Annotated in this window: 15 protein-coding genes; 6 read left to right on the top strand and 9 right to left on the bottom strand. The window is 60.3% G+C overall.

From position 1 onward, the window contains the following. Positions 1–2: 2 nt before the first annotated feature. The 5 genes from ACZ5DH_RS10925 to ACZ5DH_RS10905 form a co-directional block, all read right to left on the bottom strand. Complete coding sequence (locus ACZ5DH_RS10925) at positions 3–800, bottom strand: 2-amino-3,7-dideoxy-D-threo-hept-6-ulosonate synthase (protein ID WP_464254307.1); 798 nt, start codon at positions 798–800, stop codon at positions 3–5. 378 nt (positions 801–1,178) lie between these two features. Further along, positions 1,179–2,279 (bottom strand): DHH family phosphoesterase, encoded by a 1,101-nt coding sequence (locus tag ACZ5DH_RS10920; protein ID WP_464254306.1) that lies wholly within the window; start codon positions 2,277–2,279, stop codon positions 1,179–1,181. A 294-nt stretch (positions 2,280–2,573) separates the two neighbouring features. Further along, positions 2,574–3,416, bottom strand: coding sequence for a cobamide remodeling phosphodiesterase CbiR (cbiR, locus tag ACZ5DH_RS10915; RefSeq protein WP_464254305.1), 843 nt, complete (start codon positions 3,414–3,416; stop codon positions 2,574–2,576). Next, positions 3,409–4,656 carry a glycosyltransferase gene (locus tag ACZ5DH_RS10910; protein ID WP_464254304.1) on the bottom strand — a complete coding sequence of 416 codons (1,248 nt, stop codon included), beginning with the start codon at positions 4,654–4,656 and terminating at the stop codon, positions 3,409–3,411. The genes cbiR and ACZ5DH_RS10910 overlap by 8 nt, the downstream gene beginning before the upstream one ends. Positions 4,657–4,981: 325 nt before the next feature. Next, the gene (locus tag ACZ5DH_RS10905; protein ID WP_464254303.1) at positions 4,982–7,894 is read right to left on the bottom strand and encodes an insulinase family protein; all 2,913 of its coding nucleotides are present in this window, start codon (positions 7,892–7,894) and stop codon (positions 4,982–4,984) included. 375 nt (positions 7,895–8,269) lie between these two features. Between ACZ5DH_RS10905 and rpsB the strand changes: the two genes are divergently transcribed. The 5 genes from rpsB to ACZ5DH_RS10880 all read left to right on the top strand — a co-directional run bounded on the left by rpsB (position 8,270) and on the right by ACZ5DH_RS10880 (position 14,224). Beyond that, entirely contained in the window at positions 8,270–9,046 is a 777-nt protein-coding gene (gene rpsB / locus ACZ5DH_RS10900) for a 30S ribosomal protein S2 (protein ID WP_464254302.1), read from the top strand. Positions 9,047–9,185: 139 nt separating this feature from the next. Beyond that, positions 9,186–10,043: a translation elongation factor Ts gene (gene tsf, locus ACZ5DH_RS10895; protein WP_464254301.1), complete on the top strand. Its 858-nt coding sequence runs from the start codon at positions 9,186–9,188 to the stop codon at positions 10,041–10,043. Positions 10,044–10,375: 332 nt separating this feature from the next. After that, on the top strand, positions 10,376–11,983 hold the full coding sequence (locus ACZ5DH_RS10890; RefSeq protein ID WP_464254300.1) for a TerC family protein: 1,608 nt from the start codon (positions 10,376–10,378) through the stop codon (positions 11,981–11,983). Between the two features lie 271 nt (positions 11,984–12,254). After that, entirely contained in the window at positions 12,255–13,931 is a 1,677-nt protein-coding gene (gene ilvB, locus ACZ5DH_RS10885; protein WP_464256543.1) for an acetolactate synthase large subunit, read from the top strand. Then, on the top strand, positions 13,928–14,224 hold the full coding sequence (locus ACZ5DH_RS10880) for an ACT domain-containing protein (RefSeq protein WP_464254299.1): 297 nt from the start codon (positions 13,928–13,930) through the stop codon (positions 14,222–14,224). The genes ilvB and ACZ5DH_RS10880 overlap by 4 nt, the downstream gene beginning before the upstream one ends. Positions 14,225–14,796: 572 nt before the next feature. Here ACZ5DH_RS10880 and ACZ5DH_RS10875 read toward each other — a convergent pair. Together ACZ5DH_RS10875 and ACZ5DH_RS10870 are read right to left on the bottom strand one after the other, a co-directional pair. Continuing rightward, a complete protein-coding gene (locus ACZ5DH_RS10875) occupies positions 14,797–16,557 on the bottom strand; it encodes a methyl-accepting chemotaxis protein (RefSeq protein WP_464254298.1) in 1,761 nt (586 codons plus the stop codon). 201 nt (positions 16,558–16,758) lie between these two features. Further along, positions 16,759–17,976, bottom strand: coding sequence for a bifunctional nucleoside/nucleotide kinase/histidine phosphatase family protein (locus ACZ5DH_RS10870; RefSeq protein WP_464254297.1), 1,218 nt, complete (start codon positions 17,974–17,976; stop codon positions 16,759–16,761). Positions 17,977–18,068: 92 nt separating this feature from the next. Here ACZ5DH_RS10870 and ACZ5DH_RS10865 point away from each other — a divergent pair, with 92 nt between their 5' ends. Then, entirely contained in the window at positions 18,069–18,761 is a 693-nt protein-coding gene (locus tag ACZ5DH_RS10865; protein ID WP_464254296.1) for an aspartate/glutamate racemase family protein, read from the top strand. 233 nt (positions 18,762–18,994) lie between these two features. Here ACZ5DH_RS10865 and ACZ5DH_RS10860 read toward each other — a convergent pair whose 3' ends face one another. Together ACZ5DH_RS10860 and tyrS are read right to left on the bottom strand one after the other, a co-directional pair. Beyond that, a complete protein-coding gene (locus tag ACZ5DH_RS10860; RefSeq protein WP_464254295.1) occupies positions 18,995–19,120 on the bottom strand; it encodes a hypothetical protein in 126 nt (41 codons plus the stop codon). Between the two features lie 332 nt (positions 19,121–19,452). Then, complete coding sequence (tyrS, locus tag ACZ5DH_RS10855) at positions 19,453–20,649, bottom strand: tyrosine--tRNA ligase (protein WP_464254294.1); 1,197 nt, start codon at positions 20,647–20,649, stop codon at positions 19,453–19,455. Positions 20,650–20,969: the final 320 nt, after the last annotated feature.

The raw sequence follows: 20,969 nt of genomic DNA, 5'->3' as shown, positions 1-20,969 counted from the left end.
GCCTATTCTCCCACAATGGTCATGGCCTGATCCACAGAGGCGTTTTCGTGGACGATGGCGCGCAGGGACTTGACGAGAGCCACGCGGTTGGGATGCTGAAAAACGTTGCGGCCCACGGAAATGCCCGCCCCGCCCGCCTTGACGGAGTCGGAAACCATCTGGAGTATCTGGCGGGTGGATTCCATACGCTCGCCTCCGGCAATGACCACGGGCACGCAGCAGGAGGAGACCACCTCGGCAAAGCTGTCCACATCGCCGGTGTAGGGAACCTTGACGATGTCCGCGCCCAGTTCCACGCCCACACGGGCGCAATGGGCCACGATGTTTTTGTCAAAGCCGTTCTGGATATGCGGGCCGCGGGCGTACATCATGGCCAGCAGCGGGATATGCCAGTTGTCACAGGCTTCGGCCACACGGCCAAGGTCGGCCAGCATGAGACGTTCGTTGGGGTCGCCCAGGTTGACGTGCACAGAGACGCAGTCCGCGCCGTGCTTGATGCCTTCTTCCACCGTGCCCACAAGGGTCTTGGTGTTGCCGTTGGGCGTCAGGGCGGTGGAGGCGGAAAGATGGACGATGAGGCCGATGTCCTTGCCCGCGCTGCGGTGGGAGCAGCGCACAAGACCCTTGTGCATGAGCACGGCGTCCGCTCCGCCGAGGGCCATGTCATTGACGGCTTCCCGCATGTCCACGAGGCCGTCTACAGCGCCGATGGTAACGCCGTGATCCATAGGTACGATAATGGTGCGACCGTTCTCACGATTGATGATGCGTTCCAGGCGGACTTTTTTGCCAAGGTACATGGCTTGCTCCTTTCAGTTGCTGTGCTGCGTAATGCAGATCAATTACATACTGCCTGTAGCCATGGACCGCGCGGCTGATGACATTTTTGTGCCCGGCTGCCCATACAAGAAAAGGGCCGCCGGCGGTTTGCCTGCGGCCCTTTGAACTTGCTAACTTGTCTTTTCGCGTCAGCGAAGCTCCCGACCACAGGCATCCATAAAATACGCAAAAAAATACCAGCTATAAAAGCTAGCGGCGTATGAGGAGGTGTGGTTGGAAGAAATGCGCTGCATAACAAAAATCCTTTTAAAAAACTTCTGAAAAACAACTACGCCTGTTGGGCGTGGGGTGTCAAGAATATTGTTGAAAAAGAGGCATATTTTTTTATTATGCTGATTTTATTTCTTATTTTTATTATCTGAAGGTTCATTTTCCGCGTGAGCCTGAGGGGCAGCGGCGGGGGCAGGGGCCGAGGCTGCTGCGGCGTCGCGCGCGGTCTGGGGCCGCAACTTGCGGGTTTCAAGCCGCTTGAGCACAAAGTCGGCGGGCTTCATGTCTTCCGGCACGGCGTCCAGGCTGAACTCTGCCCGGCCCAGGGTGCGGTGCCCCCCGGCCTGCCCCACATCATAGAAACACGCGTCGGCCAGGCGGCCAATGTCCCTGGCTCCATCGCCACGAAAGATGACGATGACGGTTTTGCCCACAATGCCGCTGACCGCGATCCACTTGAGCCCGTGAACACGGGTGAAGAAGTCCGCCACGGCCACCAGCAGATCGGCGCTGTTGACCTCATTGAGCCAGGCAAAGGCCCCGCTGCCCCGGCAGTCCGTAAGGCCGCGGAAGGCCCGCGAAAAAAGCGGCAGCCATTCGCGCAGGTATTCGCTGCGTATGATGCGGCGCAGGAGGTTGTTGTCCGCATGGCGCGACAGCCACTGGTAGGCGCGAAAATCGTCCTCATCGCCCGACCGTTCAAAAGCCGCCGTATCCGTGCGGATGCCGTAGAGCAGGGCTGTGGCCAGCCGGGGGCTGGGCCGCAGGCGCAGGGCCTGAAAATACCGCGTCATGATGGTGCTGGTGGCGCCAAGCCCCGGGCGTATGTCGCAGAAGGAGGGATGCACGGGCGCAACCGCCCCGCCATTGGTCGGCGGCAGGGGGTGGTGATCAATGATGCAGTCGAAGGGTATGCCCTGAAATGCCTTATGGTGGTGTGGTTGCGAATCCACAATGGCAAAGCGCGTGTACTGGTCGGCTTTTTCGGGCTGCCATGCGCGCACGGGGATGCGCAGATACCGTATCATGGCCAGATTGTCGGGCCGGGTCACTTCATTGACGCGGGCGATGTCGGCATTGTGCACCTTGGGCAGAAGAATGCGCTTCAAGGCCATGGCCGAGGCCAGAGCGTCAGGGTCGGCATTGATGAGAATGCACCAGCGGTCATCTTTGTCCAGATTCTGTCGCCACTCCTTCATATGGGCGACAACTTCGATATTGGGCAGCATTATTGTGGTCATCCTCCGGGGGACTGGCCCCTGATTATGCGGCAGCGCGGTTTTCATTTTCTGGCCGTTAGAGCATTTTCACTAGCGATGCTGTCGCCATCCGTAAGGCTTCTTCGTCGCCTAACGGCTGCCGCTTGAAATTGCTCTGGCTACTGCGTGAGCAGTCGCCCGTAGCGAAGGCGTAAGCGCAATTTATTTGCGCTGTTATGCGCCGAAGCGAGCGTGTCTTGGACTTTGAGAATGGACATTCTCAAAGTAAATCTGCTCTAGGGACTTTTCGGGCCAGCTGCCATGTCACCGGGATTCGCCCGCAAGGGCCGCCAAAACAGGCAATGAGGCCGAGAGGCCGTCCCAGTTGAAAACTTCAACCATGTGGGTGGCTGTTGACGGCGCGTCAGCCATAAGGCTCTGCGCGATATGCCGCTGCTCCGGCGTAAGGGCAGTGAGCGGCAGATGCCGGTCGCCGCTGCCCGGAGCGCTCCAGTGCAGCATGGCCGCCTGGCGCGGCAGTGCGGAGTGCAGCAATCCTTTTTGAACATAGCCCAGGAGGTGCCCTACGTCCAGACAAAGGCCCAGGCCGTGGTCTGCGAGGAAGCTGCCGCCGAGACAGAGCACATCACTGTGCGCCACATTTTCCAGCAGCAGGGGCGGCGCGGCATGCTCCTGCGCGTGCCAGCGGTTCGCAAAATCCGCCAGCATGCGGCGTTGCAACGCGGGGGACCCCTCGGGCGGGTGCAGCACGGCGGCCCGCAAGGTCATGTGGGGCACAAGGGTGGTAACCCTGTCAAGCACGGCCAGAGCCAGCCGGGCGGGCTCGCGGGCCGGGTGGGCCGTGCCTGCGGCCACGCGGGCGGGCCAGGGCAGGTCCACGGGCAGGTGGGCATGCCAGCGCAGGGGCAGATCGGCAAGGGCGGCGGGCAAATCGTCCGGCCCATAGTCCAGGCAGCCGCGCGTTTCAAAAAGGCACAGGCCCACCTCATCCACCTTGTGGGCCAGAAACAGGGCGTTGTCGGCGACGTTGGCGGCAATGACGAAGGACGGAGCGGCGATGCGGCCCCCAAGCCTCTGCCCGCCGGAACGCTCCGGCGCGGGGCATGTCTCTGCCCCGGAGCGGGGCGGCCGGGAATGATCAGGCATGGCCGCGATTATGCCCCGTCAGCAGACGTTCAATGCCTGCCGCGTTGCGGATGGGATGAAAAAGGGCCGCTGCCGTGGCGGCGGCTTTTCTGCCCGCCAGTTCAAGCACCGCGGGGTTTTCAGCCATGCGCGCCAGAGCGGCGGCCAGGGCGTATTCGTTGCCCGGCGGCAGCAAAAGACCGTTCTCGCCATGCCGGATAAAGCCTTCTTCTGTGCCGGTGGCAATGACCGGGCGTCCCAGCGAAAGGGCCTCAATGATGTCCCGCGTCCACGGATGGCCGGCGCCGTCCGGCTTGACCACGCAGTGCATGGACAGCATGGCTTCCTCCACATTGTCGGTCCAGCCGTGCAGGCGCACAACGTCTTCAAGCCCCGTACGCGCCAGAAAGGCCATAACCTGCTCCACAAGGGGATGATCCGTCCTTGTGGCGTCCACGCCGTAGAAATGGACTTCAGCCCTGAGGGCGCGCAGAACCGTCGCGGCCTCAAGGCAGGCATTCAGCAGGATGTCGTGCCCTTTTTGCGGGCGCAGTTCACTGAAAAAGCCAAAACGCACGGGCGGCGCCGGGGGCAGGGGGTGAAAGCGCGGCGGCTTCATTGGAGAATTATATATGATACTGTGCGGAATGCCCCACCGGGCCAGTTGGCGGGCTTCCACCGGGCCGATGGCTGCCGCCGCGTGAAGGTGCTGCCGCAAGAACACGCCCGTGGCGTCCAGTTCCGGCGATTCCTCCAGCACCACTTCACGGGCGATGAGCACTTTGCGCTGTTCTGGAAAGAAAGGGATGAGGCTTGTACAGGGAAAACCGTTAAAGCAGACGGCCTCGGCCCAGGCGGACAAGGTTTGCGGCAGGCCCGGGGCCGAGGGCAGCCCCTGCGCGGTGGCTTCAGGCGGCGCGGCGCAACCCGCGTAAACAAGTCTCAGCGACGGATGGGGAAAAACATGTACAGGGATGCCCAGGGCCGCGTAGTTGCCCAGAGCTGCCTTGGACGGATCGGGAGGCAGCATGCTGAGCACCTGTATGTCGTGCCGGTGCGACAATTGGCGGGCCAGCACGAACAGGCTGCGGCCGGAGCCGCCGTTATCTATGGCATGGGTACAGAAGAGCAGGCGCATGGATTCTTCCATTATCACTTGGTAATAATTCAATGAAATCAGCGCGGTCCTGACGCGGGGCCGCTCTGGCGGCAGGGAATCTCCAACAAGGGGAATGGGCGGAGCGGCGGGGAAGCGGGCCAAGGCCCGCTCCTCGTTTGGCAATTATGAAAACACTGATTAGAGCATTTTCGCATTGAGAATATCTATTCTCAATGCTTCCAAGACGCCCGTTCCGGCGTTTAACCGCGCAGGTAAACTGCGCTTACGCCTCCGCGGCGGGCGTCTGCTCCCGCATCCGCCAGAGCAATTTCAAAGAGAAATTGCTCTAAAAGAGCCTCCTGGAAACGTGCAGTTATTCCGTTTGGCAAGGCGCGATCGTTTTTTGAAGCAGGAGTGGACTCTTCCGCCCTCGGCTGTTTCAAAAAAAGTGAAGCAAGTCCGCCAAACGGAATAAACCAGCGTTTCCTTATATCAGTTTGCTGCTCTGCCAGCCGTGTTCTTTGGCGGCGGCTTCAGCCTTGGGGCCGCCCAGCACGCAGATGTGCCCGGTTTTGGCGGCCTCTGCCAGCACTTCGGAAAACTCGCGAAAATGCTTTTCAGTGGTGGAAAGGATTTCTTCACGCATGATCGCGCGGGCGGCGTCCGTATCGTTGGTGAGCCAACGGCTCAGGGACTGCGCGCCCTTGGCGTCGGGCAAAAGGTAGCTGTCCAGGTCGCCAATGGCCCCCACGATGGCCTGGGTCAGTTGGGCCTTGTCCGGCGCGAAGCCGCGCAAAAATTCGGCCATGCCGTCAAAAGCCTCAAGGGTGGCGTCCACGTTGGGGTCGCGGTAGGAGGCGCACACCAGGGTGCCGCCCATGCGGTCCAGGTTGCAAAAGGCCCCGTACGCGCCGCCGCGCACGCGCACGCGTTCCCACAGGTAGCCCATGCGCAGATAGCGCAGGATAACACTGGCCGAGCCGTGGTACACATAGCCCTGGTCATAGATGTTGGCGGCCTTGCCCACATAGTTGATCTGGGCCGGAGCGATGAAGGCTTCGGCTGCGGGCAGGCTCATGGGGGCTTCACCAATGTCGCTGGCAGCGCCGGGGCGAACCGGCGGCAGGGCCTGAAGCAGCTGGCGCGCCTGGGTTTCGGCCAGAACAAGGCCAGACGCCTCGGCGGTGCAGTCAAAGATCGCGCCGGGCCGGGCCACGATACGGGCGCGCAATTCTTCCAGGTCGGCCATGAGCGTCTGCGGTTCCTTTTCAAGGCGTTCGAGCATGGAACGCACGCTTTCAAGGTAGCTCAGGCCGGAGGTGCGCTCGGCCAGAGCGCCCGCCCCGGTGAACCGCGCCCGCAGGCGGGCGCTGACCGCCGCATGGCCCGCGGCCTGAAGGGCGTTTTCCATACGCGCCTTGGCTTCCAGAAGCATCTGGCCCAGGCGTTCTGCAATGACCGTCTGATCCGTGAGGGGCTCCAGAAGGATTTCCTGCATGATGGCGAAGAGGTCCGGCAGCTTGTCGTAGACGGCCTTGCCGGAGACGCCCAGATAGCTCACGGTATGGCGGCTTTCACGCACGGTTCCCAGCAGGGGGTCGGCTCCCACGCCGCCGGTTTTGGCCGCCATGAGCGCGCCAAGTTCCGTAAAATCACGGCGCGCGGTGCCCATTTCGGTCAGGCAGCGGGAAAACAGGGGCAGCAGGGGCACAAGGCGGTCAGGCACATTGGCCAGGGGCAGCAAGAGGGTCGCGTAGGCTATGCCGCTGGTGGGCAGTTCATGGCTCAGCGCGGGTTCCGGCAGTTCCACAATGTTGCGCGGTATGGGCGCATTGTGGCGCGGCAGATCCTCAAGCCCCAGGGCGGGGATGCTGGCGAGGGCCTCGGGGCTGTCGGGCGCGCTCTGCACTTCCTCAAGCCGCAGGGTGTCAGACGCCATGGCGGCGCGGGCGTCAGCGTCGGCGGCTGCCTGCACGGCGTCCACACGGGCCTTTTCGGCCTCTTCGCGGGCCTTGCCAAGGTTTGTGTCGGGCAGCAGCACGACAACCGCGCGGTGCTCGTTGTTCAGGAACCAGTCTTTTATGGCCTGCTCAAATACCGGCTCACCGGCAGCGATGCGCGCCTTGAGAGATTCCAGCGGAGCTTCCCAGGCAAGAGGGGCCAGGGGGTCGCCGTCATACAGCCATGTGGACAGGGCCTGGATCATGGCCGAGAGCCCGCGCGGGAAGCGCCCCGAATTGTTTTCACGGTAGGCGAATTCCACCGAATTGACGGCGGCTTCCACCGCGGCCTTGGGAATGCCCTCTTCGGCGAGCTGTGCCAGGGTTTCAAAAATGAGCATCTCGACCTTGGGCACGTCTCTGGGGGCCACGCCCTTGAGACCGGTGGAGTAGTACATCTGGCGCAGGTCTGTCTCAAGCCCGCAGCCGGTCGTGTCCTCGCCAAGGCCGGAGGCGATGAGCGCCTTGCGCAGGGGCGAGCCCGGCAGGCCTTCAAGGATATGCTCCAGCATTTCCATAAGAAGGGCCTGATCCACGTCGCCGCGTTCGCCCAGCAGCCAGTTGACCGTGAGCAGGGCGCGCTTTTCGCCTTCGGAGGCGGCATAGGGCACTTCAATCTGGCGCGGGGTGTCCAGGCGTTTTTGCAGGGGCACGGCAGAGTCCACGGGCCGGGCCGTGTAGTCTTTCAGGGCTTCGTTGACAAGGCGCAGGCGCTCAGTTTCCGGGTCGTCGCCCCAGAAAAAGAAGCGGGCGTTGCTCGGGTGGTAGTAGCTGCTGTGAAAGTCGGAAAAAGCCTCATAGGTGAGGTCGGGGATGCGCTCGGGATTGCCGCCGGAGTCAAGGCTGTACAGGGTGTCGGGAAAAAGCGCCTGCTGGCTCTGCTCGGCGAGCACGGAGTCGGGCGAGGAATAGACGCCCTTCATCTCATTATAGACGACGCCCTTGTAGGACCAGGGGCCGTCTGCGCTGGGGGCTTCCACATGCCAGCCTTCCTGCTTGAGGATGTCCTCGCTGATGCGCGGATGGAAGACGGCGTCAATGTAAACGTCTATGAGATTATAGAAGTCGCGCAAATTGCAGCTTGCCACCGGATAGCAGGTCTTGTCCGGAAAGGTGAAGGCGTTGAGAAATGTCTGCAGGGAGCCTTTGAGCAGCTCCACAAAGGGCTCTTTGACCGGGTACTTGTCGGACCCGCAGAGCACGGAGTGTTCCAGAATATGGGCCACGCCGGTGGAGTCGGTGGGCGGCGTGCGAAAGCTCACGCCAAAGCATTTGTTTTCATCCGTATTGCTGATGGAAAGCAGTTGCGCGCCCGTGGCTTCATGCAGCCACAGCCGGGCCATGCCGTCCACTTCGTGGAGATGCCGTTCGGTAACAAGAGTAAAACCGTTGTTGTTCATAGTAATTCCTGCAAATAATTTTTGGGCCTGTTTGGAGTATACGGCAAATGAATCCAGACTATAAGGGCTGCGGCGGGGTTTGAAAAGGGGCGGCAGGGCGCAGGTCGTGAGTCTGTTCCGGCAGGGCGCAATGGCCCGTCACCGCAAAAGAATTGCGCCGCGGGCCGTATTGCCGGTCAAAAAGGGAGCGCCCAGGCTTGCCAAGCGTGGTTCGATCATGTATGTACTCCCTTTCTATCAAGCACACCCAGGCAGCGGCCCGGGGTGCCCGGTGGAATGCCGCGTGTGGCGGCGTTCTTTTTGCGCCAGCGGCGCAACGCCGGGTTGCAGGGTCAGGGCGTGGGTGGAAGAAAACAACCCTTTGGAGGAATCCCAATGGCTTACGTCAGCATGAAGCAAATGCTGGAAACCGGCGTGCATTTCGGTCACCAGACCCGCCGCTGGAACCCCAAGATGCGTCCCTACATTTTCGGCGCGCGTAACGGCATCCATATCATCGACCTGCAGCAGACCGTAAAGCTCTTCCGCATTGCCCACGACAAAGTTGTGGACACCGTTGCCAAGGGCGGCAAGGTTCTGTTTATCGGCACCAAGCGCCAGGCTCAGGAAGCTGTGGCCGCCGAAGCCGGTCGCGCCGGGCAGTACTATGTGACCAATCGTTGGATGGGCGGCACGCTCACCAACTTTGTCACCATCCAGAAGAGCGTTGACCGCCTGAAGAAGCTGGAAGTCATGTTTGCCGACGGCAGCATCAACCGCTACCAGAAAAAGGAAATCCTGCTTCTGGAACGCGAAATGAACAAGCTGGAAGAAACCCTCGGCGGTATCAAGAACATGGACCGTCTGCCCCAGCTTGCCTTCATCATCGACCCGCATCGTGAAGACATCGCCGTCAAGGAATGCCGCAAGCTCGGCATCCCCATCGTGGCCGTCACGGACACCAACTGCGACCCCGATGTCATCGATTATATCATTCCCGGCAATGATGACGCCATCCGCGCCATCAAGCTCTTTGTGGCCGCTTTCGCCGAAGCCTGCATGGAAGGCGAAGCCATGAACAAGGACCACAAGGGCGAAGCTTCCAACGCTGAAGAAGCCATGCAAAAGGCTGCCGCCGTCGAGGCCGTGGCCGAAGCTGCTCCCGCCCAATAACCGGCTTTTCTGCTTTCGCATTTTGGGGGCAGCGCAACCAGTATAGATGGCTGCGCTGCCCCTGTTTGGATGCGGCACCGCAACATTCAAGCCTGTTTGATAACTCCGGCTTCAGGCCGGACGCATTTTGGAGAATACAATGGCTATTACCGCTCAACTGGTAAAAGAACTGCGCGAAATGACTGGCGCTGGCATGATGGATTGCAAAAAAGCCCTGGTGGAAGTTGAAGGCGACCTGGAAAAGGCCGTGGACTGGCTGCGCCAGAAGGGCATGGCCAAGGCTGCCAAAAAGTCGGGCCGCGCCACCAGTGAAGGTCTTGTGACCGTGACCCTGAGCGACGACGGCAAGACCGTGGCCATGGCTTCGCTTTTGTGCGAAACCGACTTCGTGGCGCGTGGCGAGCAGTTCCAGACCATGGCCGCAAAGCTCGCCAAGAGCGTGCTGGACAATGCCCCTGCCGACGCCGTGGCCCTTGAAGCCCTTATGGGTGAAGAAGTGACCCAGCTTATCGCCTCTGTGGGCGAAAACATGCAGATCGGCAAGTTTGCCCGTCACACCAAGCCCGGCGAAAGCTCCGTCATCGGCCAGTACATCCACGCCAACGGCAAGATCGGCGTGCTGGTGTTCCTGACCTGCGGCAAGGCCGAAAGCGCCTCCAAGCCCGAAGTGCAGGATCTGGCCAAAAATATCGCCATGCAGGTGGCCGCCGCCAGCCCCATGGCGCTTGACGCCGCCAGCCTGGATCAGGCCGCGGTGGAACGCGAACGCGAAGTCTACCGCCAGAAGGCTCTGGAAGAAGGCAAGCCCGCCAACATCGTGGACAAGATCGCCGACGGCGCCGTGAAGAAGTTCCAGAAGGAAGTGTGCCTTATGGAACAGCCTTACATCCGCGACGACAAGAAGACCATCAGCGACATCGTGCGTGAAACCGGCAAGACCATTGGTGATGAAATCACCGTCACCGGTTTTGAACGCATTCAGCTTGCCGCCGAATAATTACATCTGATTCGCCAGAGCCGGACAGGTTCGCCTGTCGGGCCACAGAGCATTGTACCTTTGAAAAAGGGGACATGCTCCAACGCCGCACGAGAGTGCTGCGCGCCACAACATGGCGTGGATTCTGCCGCAAATCGCATTGTTCGGCAGAATGACGACATTGAAATGTGAAGCATTTCAATGTCACTCTGAGCGGGATATCGCGCCTTCGGGCGTAGCGGACTATTGACAAAAGGGGGCTTCGGCCCTCTTTTGTCTTTTTGAGGCCACGCCCGGCCATGGCCGCCGGGAGTCTGTTTTACAAGAAGGGGCACAGCCCCGGAGCCGTATATATGCTGGAATTTTCATGGGTGACGCAGCTTTCCGCCTGGGCCGGTCTGGGCACGCTGGTACTGCTGGAAGTGGTGCTTGGCGTGGACAACCTGGTCTTTATTTCCATTCTTGTGGGAAGGTTGCCCGGCGACCGCAAGCGGCAGGCTTTCCTGGTGGGGCTTGGGCTGGCCCTGCTCATGCGCATGATCCTGCTCACCGTCATGGCCCGTCTGGCCACCCTGGTCACGCCCTTGTTCGTGCTTGGGGGGCACGGCTTTTCAGCGCGTGACCTCATACTCATGGCCGGGGGCGTCTTTCTGCTGCTCAAGGGCACCATGGAGCTGCATGACCGGCTTGAAGGCCACAGCGGCAGATACACCGGAGAAACAGAACACCATCCCGGATTCTGGCAGGTAATTTTTCAGGTGGTGGTGCTGGACGCGGTTTTTTCGCTGGACTCCATCATCACGGCCGTGGGCATGGTGGAACATGTCACCATCATGATGCTGGCCGTGGTCATAGCCATGGGCATCATGGTCATGGCCGCCGGGCCCCTGCTTGGCTTTATGGAGCGCCACCCCACGGTCATTGTGCTGTGCCTGGGTTTCCTGCTCATGATCGGCCTGAGTCTTCTGGCCGACGGTCTGGGCTTCCATATTCCCAAGGGCTACATGTACGCGGCCATTGTGTTTTCCCTTTTGGTGGAAATGTGCAACCAGTGGGCGCTGCGCAACCGCCGAAGACGTTTCAGCATGCGTGACATGCGCGAGTCCACGGCCCGCGTGATCCTGAATATTCTGGGCGGCAGCGCGCCGGGGCAGGGTGATGCCCAGCTTGACGCAGCCGCCCTGGCGGGAGAAAGCAAGGAACGGCTGTTCGCGCCGGAAGAACGGGCCATGCTGGCCCGAGTCATTCGCCTTGGCGGGCGCACGGCCCGCTTTATCATGGTGCCGCGCCAGCGCGTGAACTGGCTGGACAGCAATGCCGACAGGGATACAGTGAGCAGGCATGCCGCGGCGTCACGGCTGGCATGGCTGCCTGTGCTGCGCCGCGATACCGACGAGGTGCTTGGCGTGGTGCATCCTGGCGACATCCTCATGCGCGAAGGAGAGCAGCCTGAAGGGCCATGGGATCTGACCAAATTCATCCGGCCAGCCCCCACCATCTTCGAGCATACGCCCCTGCCTGCCATTATGGAGGATTTTCGCACCCATCCCTCGCCGCTGGCCTTTGTGCGCGACGAATACGGCAGCGTGGTGGGCATCATCACCCCGGCCGAGCTTTTGAGCGTGCTGGCCGGACAGATGGGCGACATGCCCGCCGGGCCGGAAGCCTGCCGCCGACCCGACGGCAGCTGGGTCATGCCCGGCAGGCTCACGGTCGACCTTTTTGCCAGCTGGCTTGGCATCAGCCTGCCCAAGCGTCTCGACAGCGCGACCCTGGCCGGGTTCATCCTGGAGCGGCTTGGGCGCATACCCGAAAAGGGCGAGCACCTGCACTATCAGGGGTGGGATCTGGAAATCACGCGCATGGACAGGAGGCGTATTGACGAAGTGCGCGCCGTGCGCCTGCTGACGCCCCCGGCCAAAGGCAAGAAAAAGGTCAGGGGAGCGTCCGGCCGGGGCTGATTGAAAACTCCGTCGCAAATCTGTTGACAAGCTGGCGGACTCGGCTGTAATTTTACAGGCGGTATGACAATGTACAACACTTCTTTCTTCTTCTGCGGCATGGTTTGCCTCGTTATGGTCGGCCTAGTAGTACGGGACCGATCTCTAGGCGCGTCATAAGCAGGGAAGAACAAAAGGTATATGTGAACCCCGCCGGCGCGAGCTGGCGGGGTTTTTTTACACCCGAAGACCGCCAGCAAGCCCCAGCCAACGCAAAAGGAGCCTTGTGGCGATGTTACGTCTTACCGGAGCCGAATTAACCATACGCCTGCTGGAAAATCAGGGGGTCACCCGTATTGCCGGGATTCCCGGCGGTTTCAATCTGCCCTTGTACGACGCGCTGGGGCGCAGCGGCAAGATCCGCCATGTTCTGGCACGCCACGAGCAGGGCGCGGGCTTTATGGCGCAGGGCATGGCCAGGGTCTCGGGTCGCCCCGGCGTGGTCTTCGCCACATCAGGGCCGGGAGCCACCAATACTCTTACGGCTCTTGCCGACGCCCGCATGGATTCGGTGCCCCTGGTCTGCATCACCGGCCAGGTTCCCCAAAGCATGATAGGCACCGACGCCTTTCAGGAGGTGGACATTTACGGCATGTCCATCCCGGCTACCAAACACAATTTTCTCGTGCGTTCGCCCGAGGATCTGCCGCATGTCGTTGCCGAGGCCTTTTCCATCGCGGTCAGCGACCGCCCCGGCCCGGTGCTTGTGGACATTCCGCGTGACGTGCAGGTGGCCTCCATCGAGGTGGAAAGCCTGCCCGAACCCGGCGGGGCCACGCCCATGCCCACGCCCGACAGCGCGTCCCTGGCAAGGGCCGCCGAGCTTCTCAACGCGGCGGAACGGCCGCTGCTCCTGCTGGGTGGCGGCACGTCGTCCCCACAGGCCGCAGCCGCCGTGCTGGAGTTTATGGAACAGCAGCGCATTCCGGCCGTCATGTCCCTGCGCGGTCTTGGCGTTGTGCCCCACGGGCATGATCTTGCCGTGGGCATGCTGGGCATGCACGGCGCGCGTGCTTCCAACATGCTTGTGGAGGAATGCGACGTGCTCATGGTGGTTGGCGCTCGTCTGGGCGACAGGGCCACAGGCCGTCTGGACAGTTTTTGCCCCAAGAGCGGCCTTATCCATATCGACATCGACGCCAGCGAAGTGGGCAAGCTGCGCATGCCGCAGGTGGGCCTGACGGCGGACGCCGAGCAGGCCCTGCGGGCGCTCATGCCCCTGGTGAAGCCGCGGGATCGTGGCGCGTGGCTGGCACGCGTGGATGCCCGCAAGGCCGCGCACGGGCTGCGTTTTGACAGGGAGGACGACATCCTCTCCCCCTACGGCATCATCCGTCATGTGGCGAAACTGCTGGATGACAACGCTGTCATTGCCACAGACGTGGGCCAGCACCAGATGCGCGTGGCGCAGGCCTACCCCATGAACCGCCCGCGTCAGTGGCTCACGTCCGGCGGCCTGGGCACCATGGGTTTTGGCCTGCCCGCAGCCATAGGCGCGGCGCTGGAACTGCGCGGGGGCGTTGCCGTCTGCTTTACCGGCGACGGCAGCCTGCTCATGAATATTCAGGAAATGGCCACTGCCGCTGAAACCGGGGCCAATGTAAAAATCATCCTGTGCAACAACAACGGGCTGGGGCTTGTGCAGCAACAGCAGGATCTTTTCTTTGACGGGCGCATCACTGCTTCCGCCTATACCACCCGCACGGACTTTGTGCAGATCGCCAAGGGGTTTGGCCTGCCCGCGGCAAGACTTGCTGCCGGTAAAGACCCACAGCGCGTGCTGAAAGAATTTCTTGGCAAACCCGGTCCTTGCCTGATTGAAGTGCAGGTGCGGGCAGAAGACAAAGTTTTTCCGATGGTGCCGCCAGGAGCGGCCAACAGTCAAATGATCGAGGGGATTCCGTCATGAGCAGTTCCATAAAAAACGCCCTTACCATGCTGCGCCTGAGCGTCAACAACCATCCCGGCGTCATGTCGCATATCTGCGGCCTGTTCGCCGGACGCGCCTATAACCTTGAAGGGATACTTGTCACGCCCGAGGCCGACGGGGCCACCTGCCGCATGTGGCTGGTGGTCAAGGATGACGGACGCATGGAGCAGATAGTGAAACAGGTGAGCAAGCTGCACGATGTGCTGGACGTGCGGGTGGGGCAGGCCGAACCGACGGTCTTCAACCGTCTGGCCGGATGCCTTGAATGCTGAAGATTTTAGAGCAATTTCATAATGAAATTGCTCTGGCGGATGCGGGAGCAGACGCCCGCTACGGAGGCGTAAGCGCAATTTATTTGCGCTGTTAAACGCCGAAGTGAGCGTGCCTCAAACTTTGAAAATGTATATTTTCAAAGTTAATCTGCTCTAGACAGTGCCGTCACGAGCGCCTTTCCAGTTATTTCTGCGTCGAACTTCGCCTTTTATTCCGGCCAAGTACCATCAGAGTACACTCCCTGCATAAAAGGCTCGTTCTCCTTGATATAACAGGAAATTCATCTCGTGACGACACTGTCTGGGGCAGCGTGGTTTCCACTTGCTCATTGTATTCGTAAACGCCTTCAGGCCGCAAAAATCAGGGCCGCGCACGATATGCGTGCGCGGCCCTGATTATGACGTCATGCCGGGAAGGGCTGTCTCTGAAGCCCCCGCCTCTGGAACCCGCGCTTGAGATCAGAAAGCTTGTTGCGCTATGCCAGAAATAAAGGTTTTGGGGGGGGGCGTGGGGGAGGGACCCTTTTGCAAAAGGGTCCCTCCCCCACAAAGCATTACCCAATTAAAATACTCTAGCCCTGGCTGCTTTCAGACTTCATTTCGTTGATAAGACGCTGCAAAACCTGTGACTGCCGCGCCAGCTCGGCCGTGGCCTGCGAGGCCTGGCCCATGGCCGATGCAGTCTGGCTGGATATGGCGGCAACCTGTTCCACGGATCGGTTTATCTCGTCGCTGGCGGCGGACTGTTCCTCACTGGCTGTGGCAATGGAGCGTACCTGATCGTTGGTCTGGTCCACCAGGGTAACAATGGTGCGCAGGGTCTGGCCTGACTGGGTGGCAAGATTGGTGGCTTCCTGAATGGTCTTGATGGAAAGGTCCACCCCGGTCACGCTCTTGCGGGTGCCCTCCTGAATGCCGGTGATGACCGCGCCTACCTCATGGGTGGCTGCCATGGTCTTTTCGGCCAGTTTGCGCACCTCGTCGGCCACAACAGCGAAGCCGCGCCCGGCGTCGCCCGCCCTGGCAGCCTCGATGGCGGCATTGAGGGCAAGCAGGTTGGTCTGGTCCGCGATGTCGGAAATGACGTTCATGATCTGGCCGATGCCTTCGGCCTGATGGCTGAGCGTGTCCATGTCCTGTTTGATTTCCTGGCTCTGCCTGGAAACCTCGCCAATGCCGTGCACCACCTTGGTGACGATGGCTTCGCCCTCCTGGGCCTGGGTGCGAGCCTTGCCGGACATTTCCGACGCGTGCCCGGCGTTGCTGGCCACTTCGCGCACGGTGGCGTTCATCTGTTCCATGGCGGTGGCTGTTTCACTGATGCGCTGCGACTGCTCGTCAGAGCCCCGGCTGGACTGTTCAATCTGCGCGGACAGTTCTTCGGACGCGGAGGTGAGGACATTCACCACGTTTTCAAGCTGGTTGGCGGCCTGCAACATGCCCTCGGCCCTGGCGTGCAGGGCCTCGTCCTTGGCGGCCTGGGCCTCTTCCATGGCCGCATGCGCCTGCTCCGCCTGTTGGGCGGCTTCTGTGCTCTTTTCTTCGGCCTCGGCTATTTTTTCCTTCATGGTGGCAACCATGTTCTGCATCACATGGTATACGCCGCCGGGGCGTTTTTGCGCCCGGAAGTTCACGTCAAGGTTGCCGCTCGCTATTTCGCTGGCCACACCAGCCAGATAGCCGGGGTCTTCGCCAAGCTGGCGCATGATGTTGCGGGTCAGCAAAACACCCAGGGTGATGGAAAGCAAAAGGCCGAAACCAAGGGCCGCGTACAGAAGATAGCTGGACGTGTCTGCCAGTTCGGCATTGTGTTTGGCCAAAAGAGCGCCCTGCTCACGCTTGGAGGCCACAAGGGCGTCAATGATGTTCTGGTAGACCGTGGAAGTTTCCCTGCCTTTGCCGCTCAGCAGGGCATACGCCTCATCCTTTCGGCCTGACTCGGCCATGGCCATGACCTCATCGGTCATCTTTCTGAAGTCCTGGCGGCGCACCTTGTAAGCAGCCATGATCTTGCGCGCCTCATCAGAGATGAGGGTGGATTCAACCTTTGCGGCGCTGCTGTCGATGATGGCGCGAAACTGGGGAATGACGGTGCGTGCGCGTTCTTTTGAGGATTCATTGCTCGTAGTGGCAAAATCCAGTAAATTAAGCCTGATACGCTGAAAATAGGCCGAGATGTTGAGCAGGTCTCCCATGGGCTCCACTGCGTGCGTGAAGAGAAAATTATCGGCCTTGGTCATGTCGTGCATTCGCGTAGCGGCGAAAATGCCCACCACCAGCGTGATCAGGGCTGAGGCAATAAACCCGGTCAAAAGCTTTGTTTGCAGTTTCATGGCGTTCCTTCGTTCTTTGTCCCCAGGGCAACACGCACGGCGACAGCATATATACTTATCGGTTATAAGGTTTTAAACTTGACATTATTATCTGAAAAATCAGGTGTGCCCCAAAGGACAGAGCAAAGTCGCGCGCCAGGCGATCTTCACATGTGCTGAAAAATAAAAACCCGTTGCCAATAATAAAGCCAGGGGCAGGCATTACCTGTTATCGTCCTGATAGGCAACCCGCTCAAAAACCTTGCGGCGGGGGGTAAGGCTGATGTGATAGTATTGATTTTGGGGGATATAGATATAGGGGACGTCCTCACTGCGCTGGCGCAAAAAAAGCGACAGCAGCACCCGGTTGATGGCCTGATGTCCCACGATCACAAGGGGAGTGTCGCCAGCCAGAAAAAGGGCACGGCGCAGGCCGCGTTGCACGCGCTCGCCCAGCATGGCGTAACTTTCGCCATTGGGATAGGCATAGGAAAACTTGTTGGCATTGCGCCCGGCGGTAACCTGCGGCATTTTTTCGCGTATTTCGCTGTACAGCATGCCTTCGCAATCGCCGGCCCAGATCTCGTTAAATTCCTTGAAGGCCATGATATGGGCTCCGGGGCGCTCGGCCAGCAGCGGCGTGGCCGTTTCGTGCGAACGCAGCCGCGTGGACGTGAAAACCCAGTCAATTTCCTTATGGCGCATATGCCGCGCCAGGGCCTCGGCCTGGGCGCGACCTTTGGGCGTCAGGGGCGGATCGCCGCCGATGCGGCCGCGCACGTTGAATTCCGTTTGTCCGTGGCGCACAAGGTAGAGGCAGTGCACCCAGGCGCTGACCACAATCTCGCGTATGGCCGGATAAAAAGGCGAGCCCTCGCAGGGGCGCTCGGCAAGAATCCTGTTTGCGGTGGAATCCACGCAAAGCCAGAACTTTTCGTCTTCAAGAGGCTCATAGATCGTCTCATAATAGCCGATGCGCTTCATAAAGCTCTGCAGCGCCTCTTCTTCGCTGTAGGCCGCGTATTCCGGCAGAGTGGTCTTGCGCCGGATGCAGGCCGTGAGCAAAAGCTGGTCTTCGTTGACGCATTCGACAAACAGCACCGGATAGTCGGTAAGCGTGCTTTCAATCATGCGGCGGCGGGCGCGGCTCACATTGGTGGCGTCCAGAATGGCCACCTCGCCGCCCTCGGCCAGCCAGTCGCGGGCCATGTCCATGTTGCGGCGGCAGATCATTTCGCGGGCTTCGCGGCCTGCGACATTGGTGGGATTATAAAAATCGGGATTGGTGGATTCCGCCCCCATAAGGGATCGGCGCAGGTCGCCATTATTGAAAAGCCTGGCCTGAATGCCCTCGGCCACAAGGCCATCGCGAATGCGTCTGGCCAGGGTGGATTTGCCGCGCGCTGGCAGCCCCACCATGGCTACGTAAAGTTTTTGCATATGCCCTCCACTTGGCAGACTAGAGCAAAAGACCGTAAAACAAAAGCGAGGCGCACAGGCGGCGCTGTATCCGTTAACAACATGGAGCATACATGAAAACCATCGGCCTGCTCGGCGGCATGAGCTGGGAAAGTACGGTTTCCTATTACCAGATAATCAACCGTATTGTGAAACAGCGGCTCGGTGGCCTGCACTCGGCAAAGTGCCTGCTGTACAGCGTTGATTTTGCGGAAATTGAAGTCTGCCAGGTCGAGGAGCGCTGGGACGATGCGGCGGCCATTCTGGTGGAGGCCGCCCGAAGCCTGGAGCGGGGCGGGGCTGATTTTCTGCTTATCTGCACCAACACCATGCACAAGGTGGCCCCAGCGGTGGCGGCGGGCGTAAGCATTCCCCTGCTGCATCTGGCGGAAGTCACGGCGGACGCGCTGCTGCGCCAGGGCATAGTCAAGGCGGCCCTGCTGGGCACACGCTACACCATGGAGGAAGATTTTTACTGTGGCGTACTGCGGCGGCGGGGCATAGAGGTGCTCATTCCCGAAGCTCGGGACAGGGCCATGATCAATGACGTTATTTTCAAGGAACTGTGCCTGGGCCGCATTGAGGACGCGTCGCGGCGAAAAATTCTGACTGTCATTGACGGGCTGCGTGAACGGGGCGCGCAAGGAGTGGTGCTTGGCTGCACAGAGATAGGCCTGTTGGTGCCTCCTCAGGACGGGGACTTTCCCCTTCTGGATACAACCCTTCTGCACGCCACCGCCGCGGCGGAGATGGCGCTGGCCCGCTGAACCCAGGTCAAAATCAGGCGGCGACAGCCGCCCGCGGGCGCATTTTTAGAGCATTTTCGCATTGAGAATATCCATTCCCAATGCTTCCAAGACGCCCGCTTCAGCGCGTAACCGCGCAAATAAATAGCGGTGCTGTCTTCGCGGCAGCCGTTGCTTTAGCCGTTGTGACGCAGGAAGCTACGGATAAAGACGGCAATGAGTTACGCAAAATCTTACCCAAAGAGTCGCTGTCGTTATCCGTAAGCCGCTGACGCTGCAACGGCTAACGCGCCCGCAGGGCTTACGGATGGCGACAGCGATTGCATGGGACAAGCCGTGTCGTTACGCATGCTGTCTTCAAGCGTAGTTTCCTGCGTCACAACGCTTTAAGCCTGCGTCACAACGCTTTAAGCATCCGTAGCGATGCTGTCCTGCCCCGTAAGACGGTTCCGTCAACGGTTCAGGCAAGCCCTGCGGGCGTCTGCTCCCGCATCCGCTGGAGCAATTTCAAAGTGAAATTGCTCTAAAAGCAAACAAACGTTGGGATGGTGTGATGCCAGCAGGTCGCTGTCTCTGAAGTCCCGCCTCAAAGCAGAAAACTCGTTGTGCCATGCTCAAACACAATAAGAGTTTTGGGGGGTGGGGGTGTGGGGGAGGAGACCCTTTTGCAAAAGGGTCCCTCCCCCACAAAGCATTTCAAATAAACAGTGCCCTATCCGACAATGAGCTTCAAAAAGCGCTTTTTGCCAAGTTTGACCACATATTCGCCAGGGCGCAGAGGGCTCAGGGCGTCTTCGCAGCGCTGGCCGTCAATGGCAAGCGCGCCTTCCTTCATGAGCCTTTTGGCTTCGCCACGGCTTTTGACCAGGCCCGCGGCCTCAAGAAAGGCGGGGGGCGTGCTGTCGTCGCCGCTCTGGCACTGGTGTTCGGGCATATCGTCCGGAACGCCGCCCCCGGCAAAAACGGCATTGAAACCCTGTTGCGCTTCGTCAGCGTCCCCGGGGCTGTGGTAGCGGCTGACCATCTCGTGGGCCAGGGCTTCCTTGGCGGCCTTGGGGTGTACTTCGCCCTTGGCCACGCTTTGCTTCAGGCCGGCGATGTCTTCAAGGCTTTTGGCGGAAAGCAGTTCGTAGTAGCGCCACATGAGTTCGTCGGAAACGGCCATGACCTTGCCGAAGATTTCGGAGGGCGCTTCGTCGATGCCGATGTAGTTGCCGTAGGATTTTGACATCTTGCGCACGCCGTCCGTGCCTTCCAGCAGGGGCATGGTAAGGATGCACTGGCTTTCAATGCCGTAATGGGCCTGAAGGGTACGGCCCACGAGCAGGTTGAACTTCTGGTCGGTGCCGCCCATTTCCACGTCGCTCTTGAGGGCGACGGAGTCGTAGCCCTGGCAGAGCGGGTAGAGAAATTCGTGAATGGATATGGGGCGCTGCTCGCGAAAGCGCTTTTCAAAGTCGTCGCGCTCCATCATGCGGGCCACGGTATAGCTGGAGGCCAGCTTGATGAAGCCGGCGGCGTCCATTTTGCCAAGCCACGCCGAGTTGAAAGCCACCTCGGTCTTTTCGGGATCAAGAATCTTGAAGACCTGCTTTTTGTAAGTCTCGGCATTGGCCATCACCTGTTCTTCGGTGAGCGGCGGGCGGGTTTCGGAGCGTCCCGACGGGTCGCCGATGCGGCCGGTGAAGTCGCCGATAAGAAAAACCACATGATGGCCCAGCTCCTGGAAATGACGCATCTTGTGCATGACCACCGTGTGGCCGAGGTGCAGGTCGGGCGCGGTGGGGTCAAAGCCCACCTTGATACGCAGGGGCGTGCCGCGAGCGATTTTTTTGCGCAATTCGTTTTCGTCAATCAGTTCGGCCACGCCGCGCTTAATGATTGCCATCTGGCGGTCGATATCGGTCATCACCCTGTCCTCATGTGCTGGCTGCGGTATACAGTGCTGTTGGTAAAAAACGCGGCACAGAACTGGGTTCTGTGCCTGCGCAGACTGACAAGGATACCCCCAAGGTTGCTGGGGTGTCAAATTTTCACTGCATGCAGGGGCAACTTTTGGCCGCACCAGGGGGATCAAGGCAATTTCGCCTTGAAAGCGCTCTGGTGGTCGCATGATCCGGCGGGTACGTGAGCGGCGCTCCCCATGAAAACGTGGGCGCAGTGTATTTGCGGCATTACGCGCCATGGCGGGCGGCCGGATTTGAAGATGCTTATGCGCAAAGACGCGCG

This window comes from Desulfovibrio simplex (genome assembly GCF_055387835.1).
Note: the sequence above shows the minus strand (reverse complement) of the source record. Positions and strands in the feature narration are given on the sequence as shown.

What these genes read in the sequence shown, in the direction of transcription:
- ACZ5DH_RS10925 (WP_464254307.1), bottom strand. Translation starts at nt 800, where the DNA reads ATGTACCTTGGCAAAAAAGTCCGCCTGGAACGCATCATCAATCGTGAG.
- ACZ5DH_RS10920 (WP_464254306.1), bottom strand. Translation starts at nt 2,279, where the DNA reads ATGCTGCCCAATATCGAAGTTGTCGCCCATATGAAGGAGTGGCGACAG.
- cbiR (WP_464254305.1), bottom strand. Translation starts at nt 3,416, where the DNA reads ATGCCTGATCATTCCCGGCCGCCCCGCTCCGGGGCAGAGACATGCCCC.
- ACZ5DH_RS10905 (WP_464254303.1), bottom strand. Translation starts at nt 7,894, where the DNA reads ATGAACAACAACGGTTTTACTCTTGTTACCGAACGGCATCTCCACGAA.
- rpsB (WP_464254302.1), top strand. Translation starts at nt 8,270, where the DNA reads ATGGCTTACGTCAGCATGAAGCAAATGCTGGAAACCGGCGTGCATTTC.
- tsf (WP_464254301.1), top strand. Translation starts at nt 9,186, where the DNA reads ATGGCTATTACCGCTCAACTGGTAAAAGAACTGCGCGAAATGACTGGC.
- ACZ5DH_RS10890 (WP_464254300.1), top strand. Translation starts at nt 10,376, where the DNA reads ATGCTGGAATTTTCATGGGTGACGCAGCTTTCCGCCTGGGCCGGTCTG.
- ilvB (WP_464256543.1), top strand. Translation starts at nt 12,255, where the DNA reads ATGTTACGTCTTACCGGAGCCGAATTAACCATACGCCTGCTGGAAAAT.
- ACZ5DH_RS10880 (WP_464254299.1), top strand. Translation starts at nt 13,928, where the DNA reads ATGAGCAGTTCCATAAAAAACGCCCTTACCATGCTGCGCCTGAGCGTC.
- ACZ5DH_RS10875 (WP_464254298.1), bottom strand. Translation starts at nt 16,557, where the DNA reads ATGAAACTGCAAACAAAGCTTTTGACCGGGTTTATTGCCTCAGCCCTG.
- ACZ5DH_RS10870 (WP_464254297.1), bottom strand. Translation starts at nt 17,976, where the DNA reads ATGCAAAAACTTTACGTAGCCATGGTGGGGCTGCCAGCGCGCGGCAAA.
- ACZ5DH_RS10865 (WP_464254296.1), top strand. Translation starts at nt 18,069, where the DNA reads ATGAAAACCATCGGCCTGCTCGGCGGCATGAGCTGGGAAAGTACGGTT.
- tyrS (WP_464254294.1), bottom strand. Translation starts at nt 20,649, where the DNA reads ATGACCGATATCGACCGCCAGATGGCAATCATTAAGCGCGGCGTGGCC.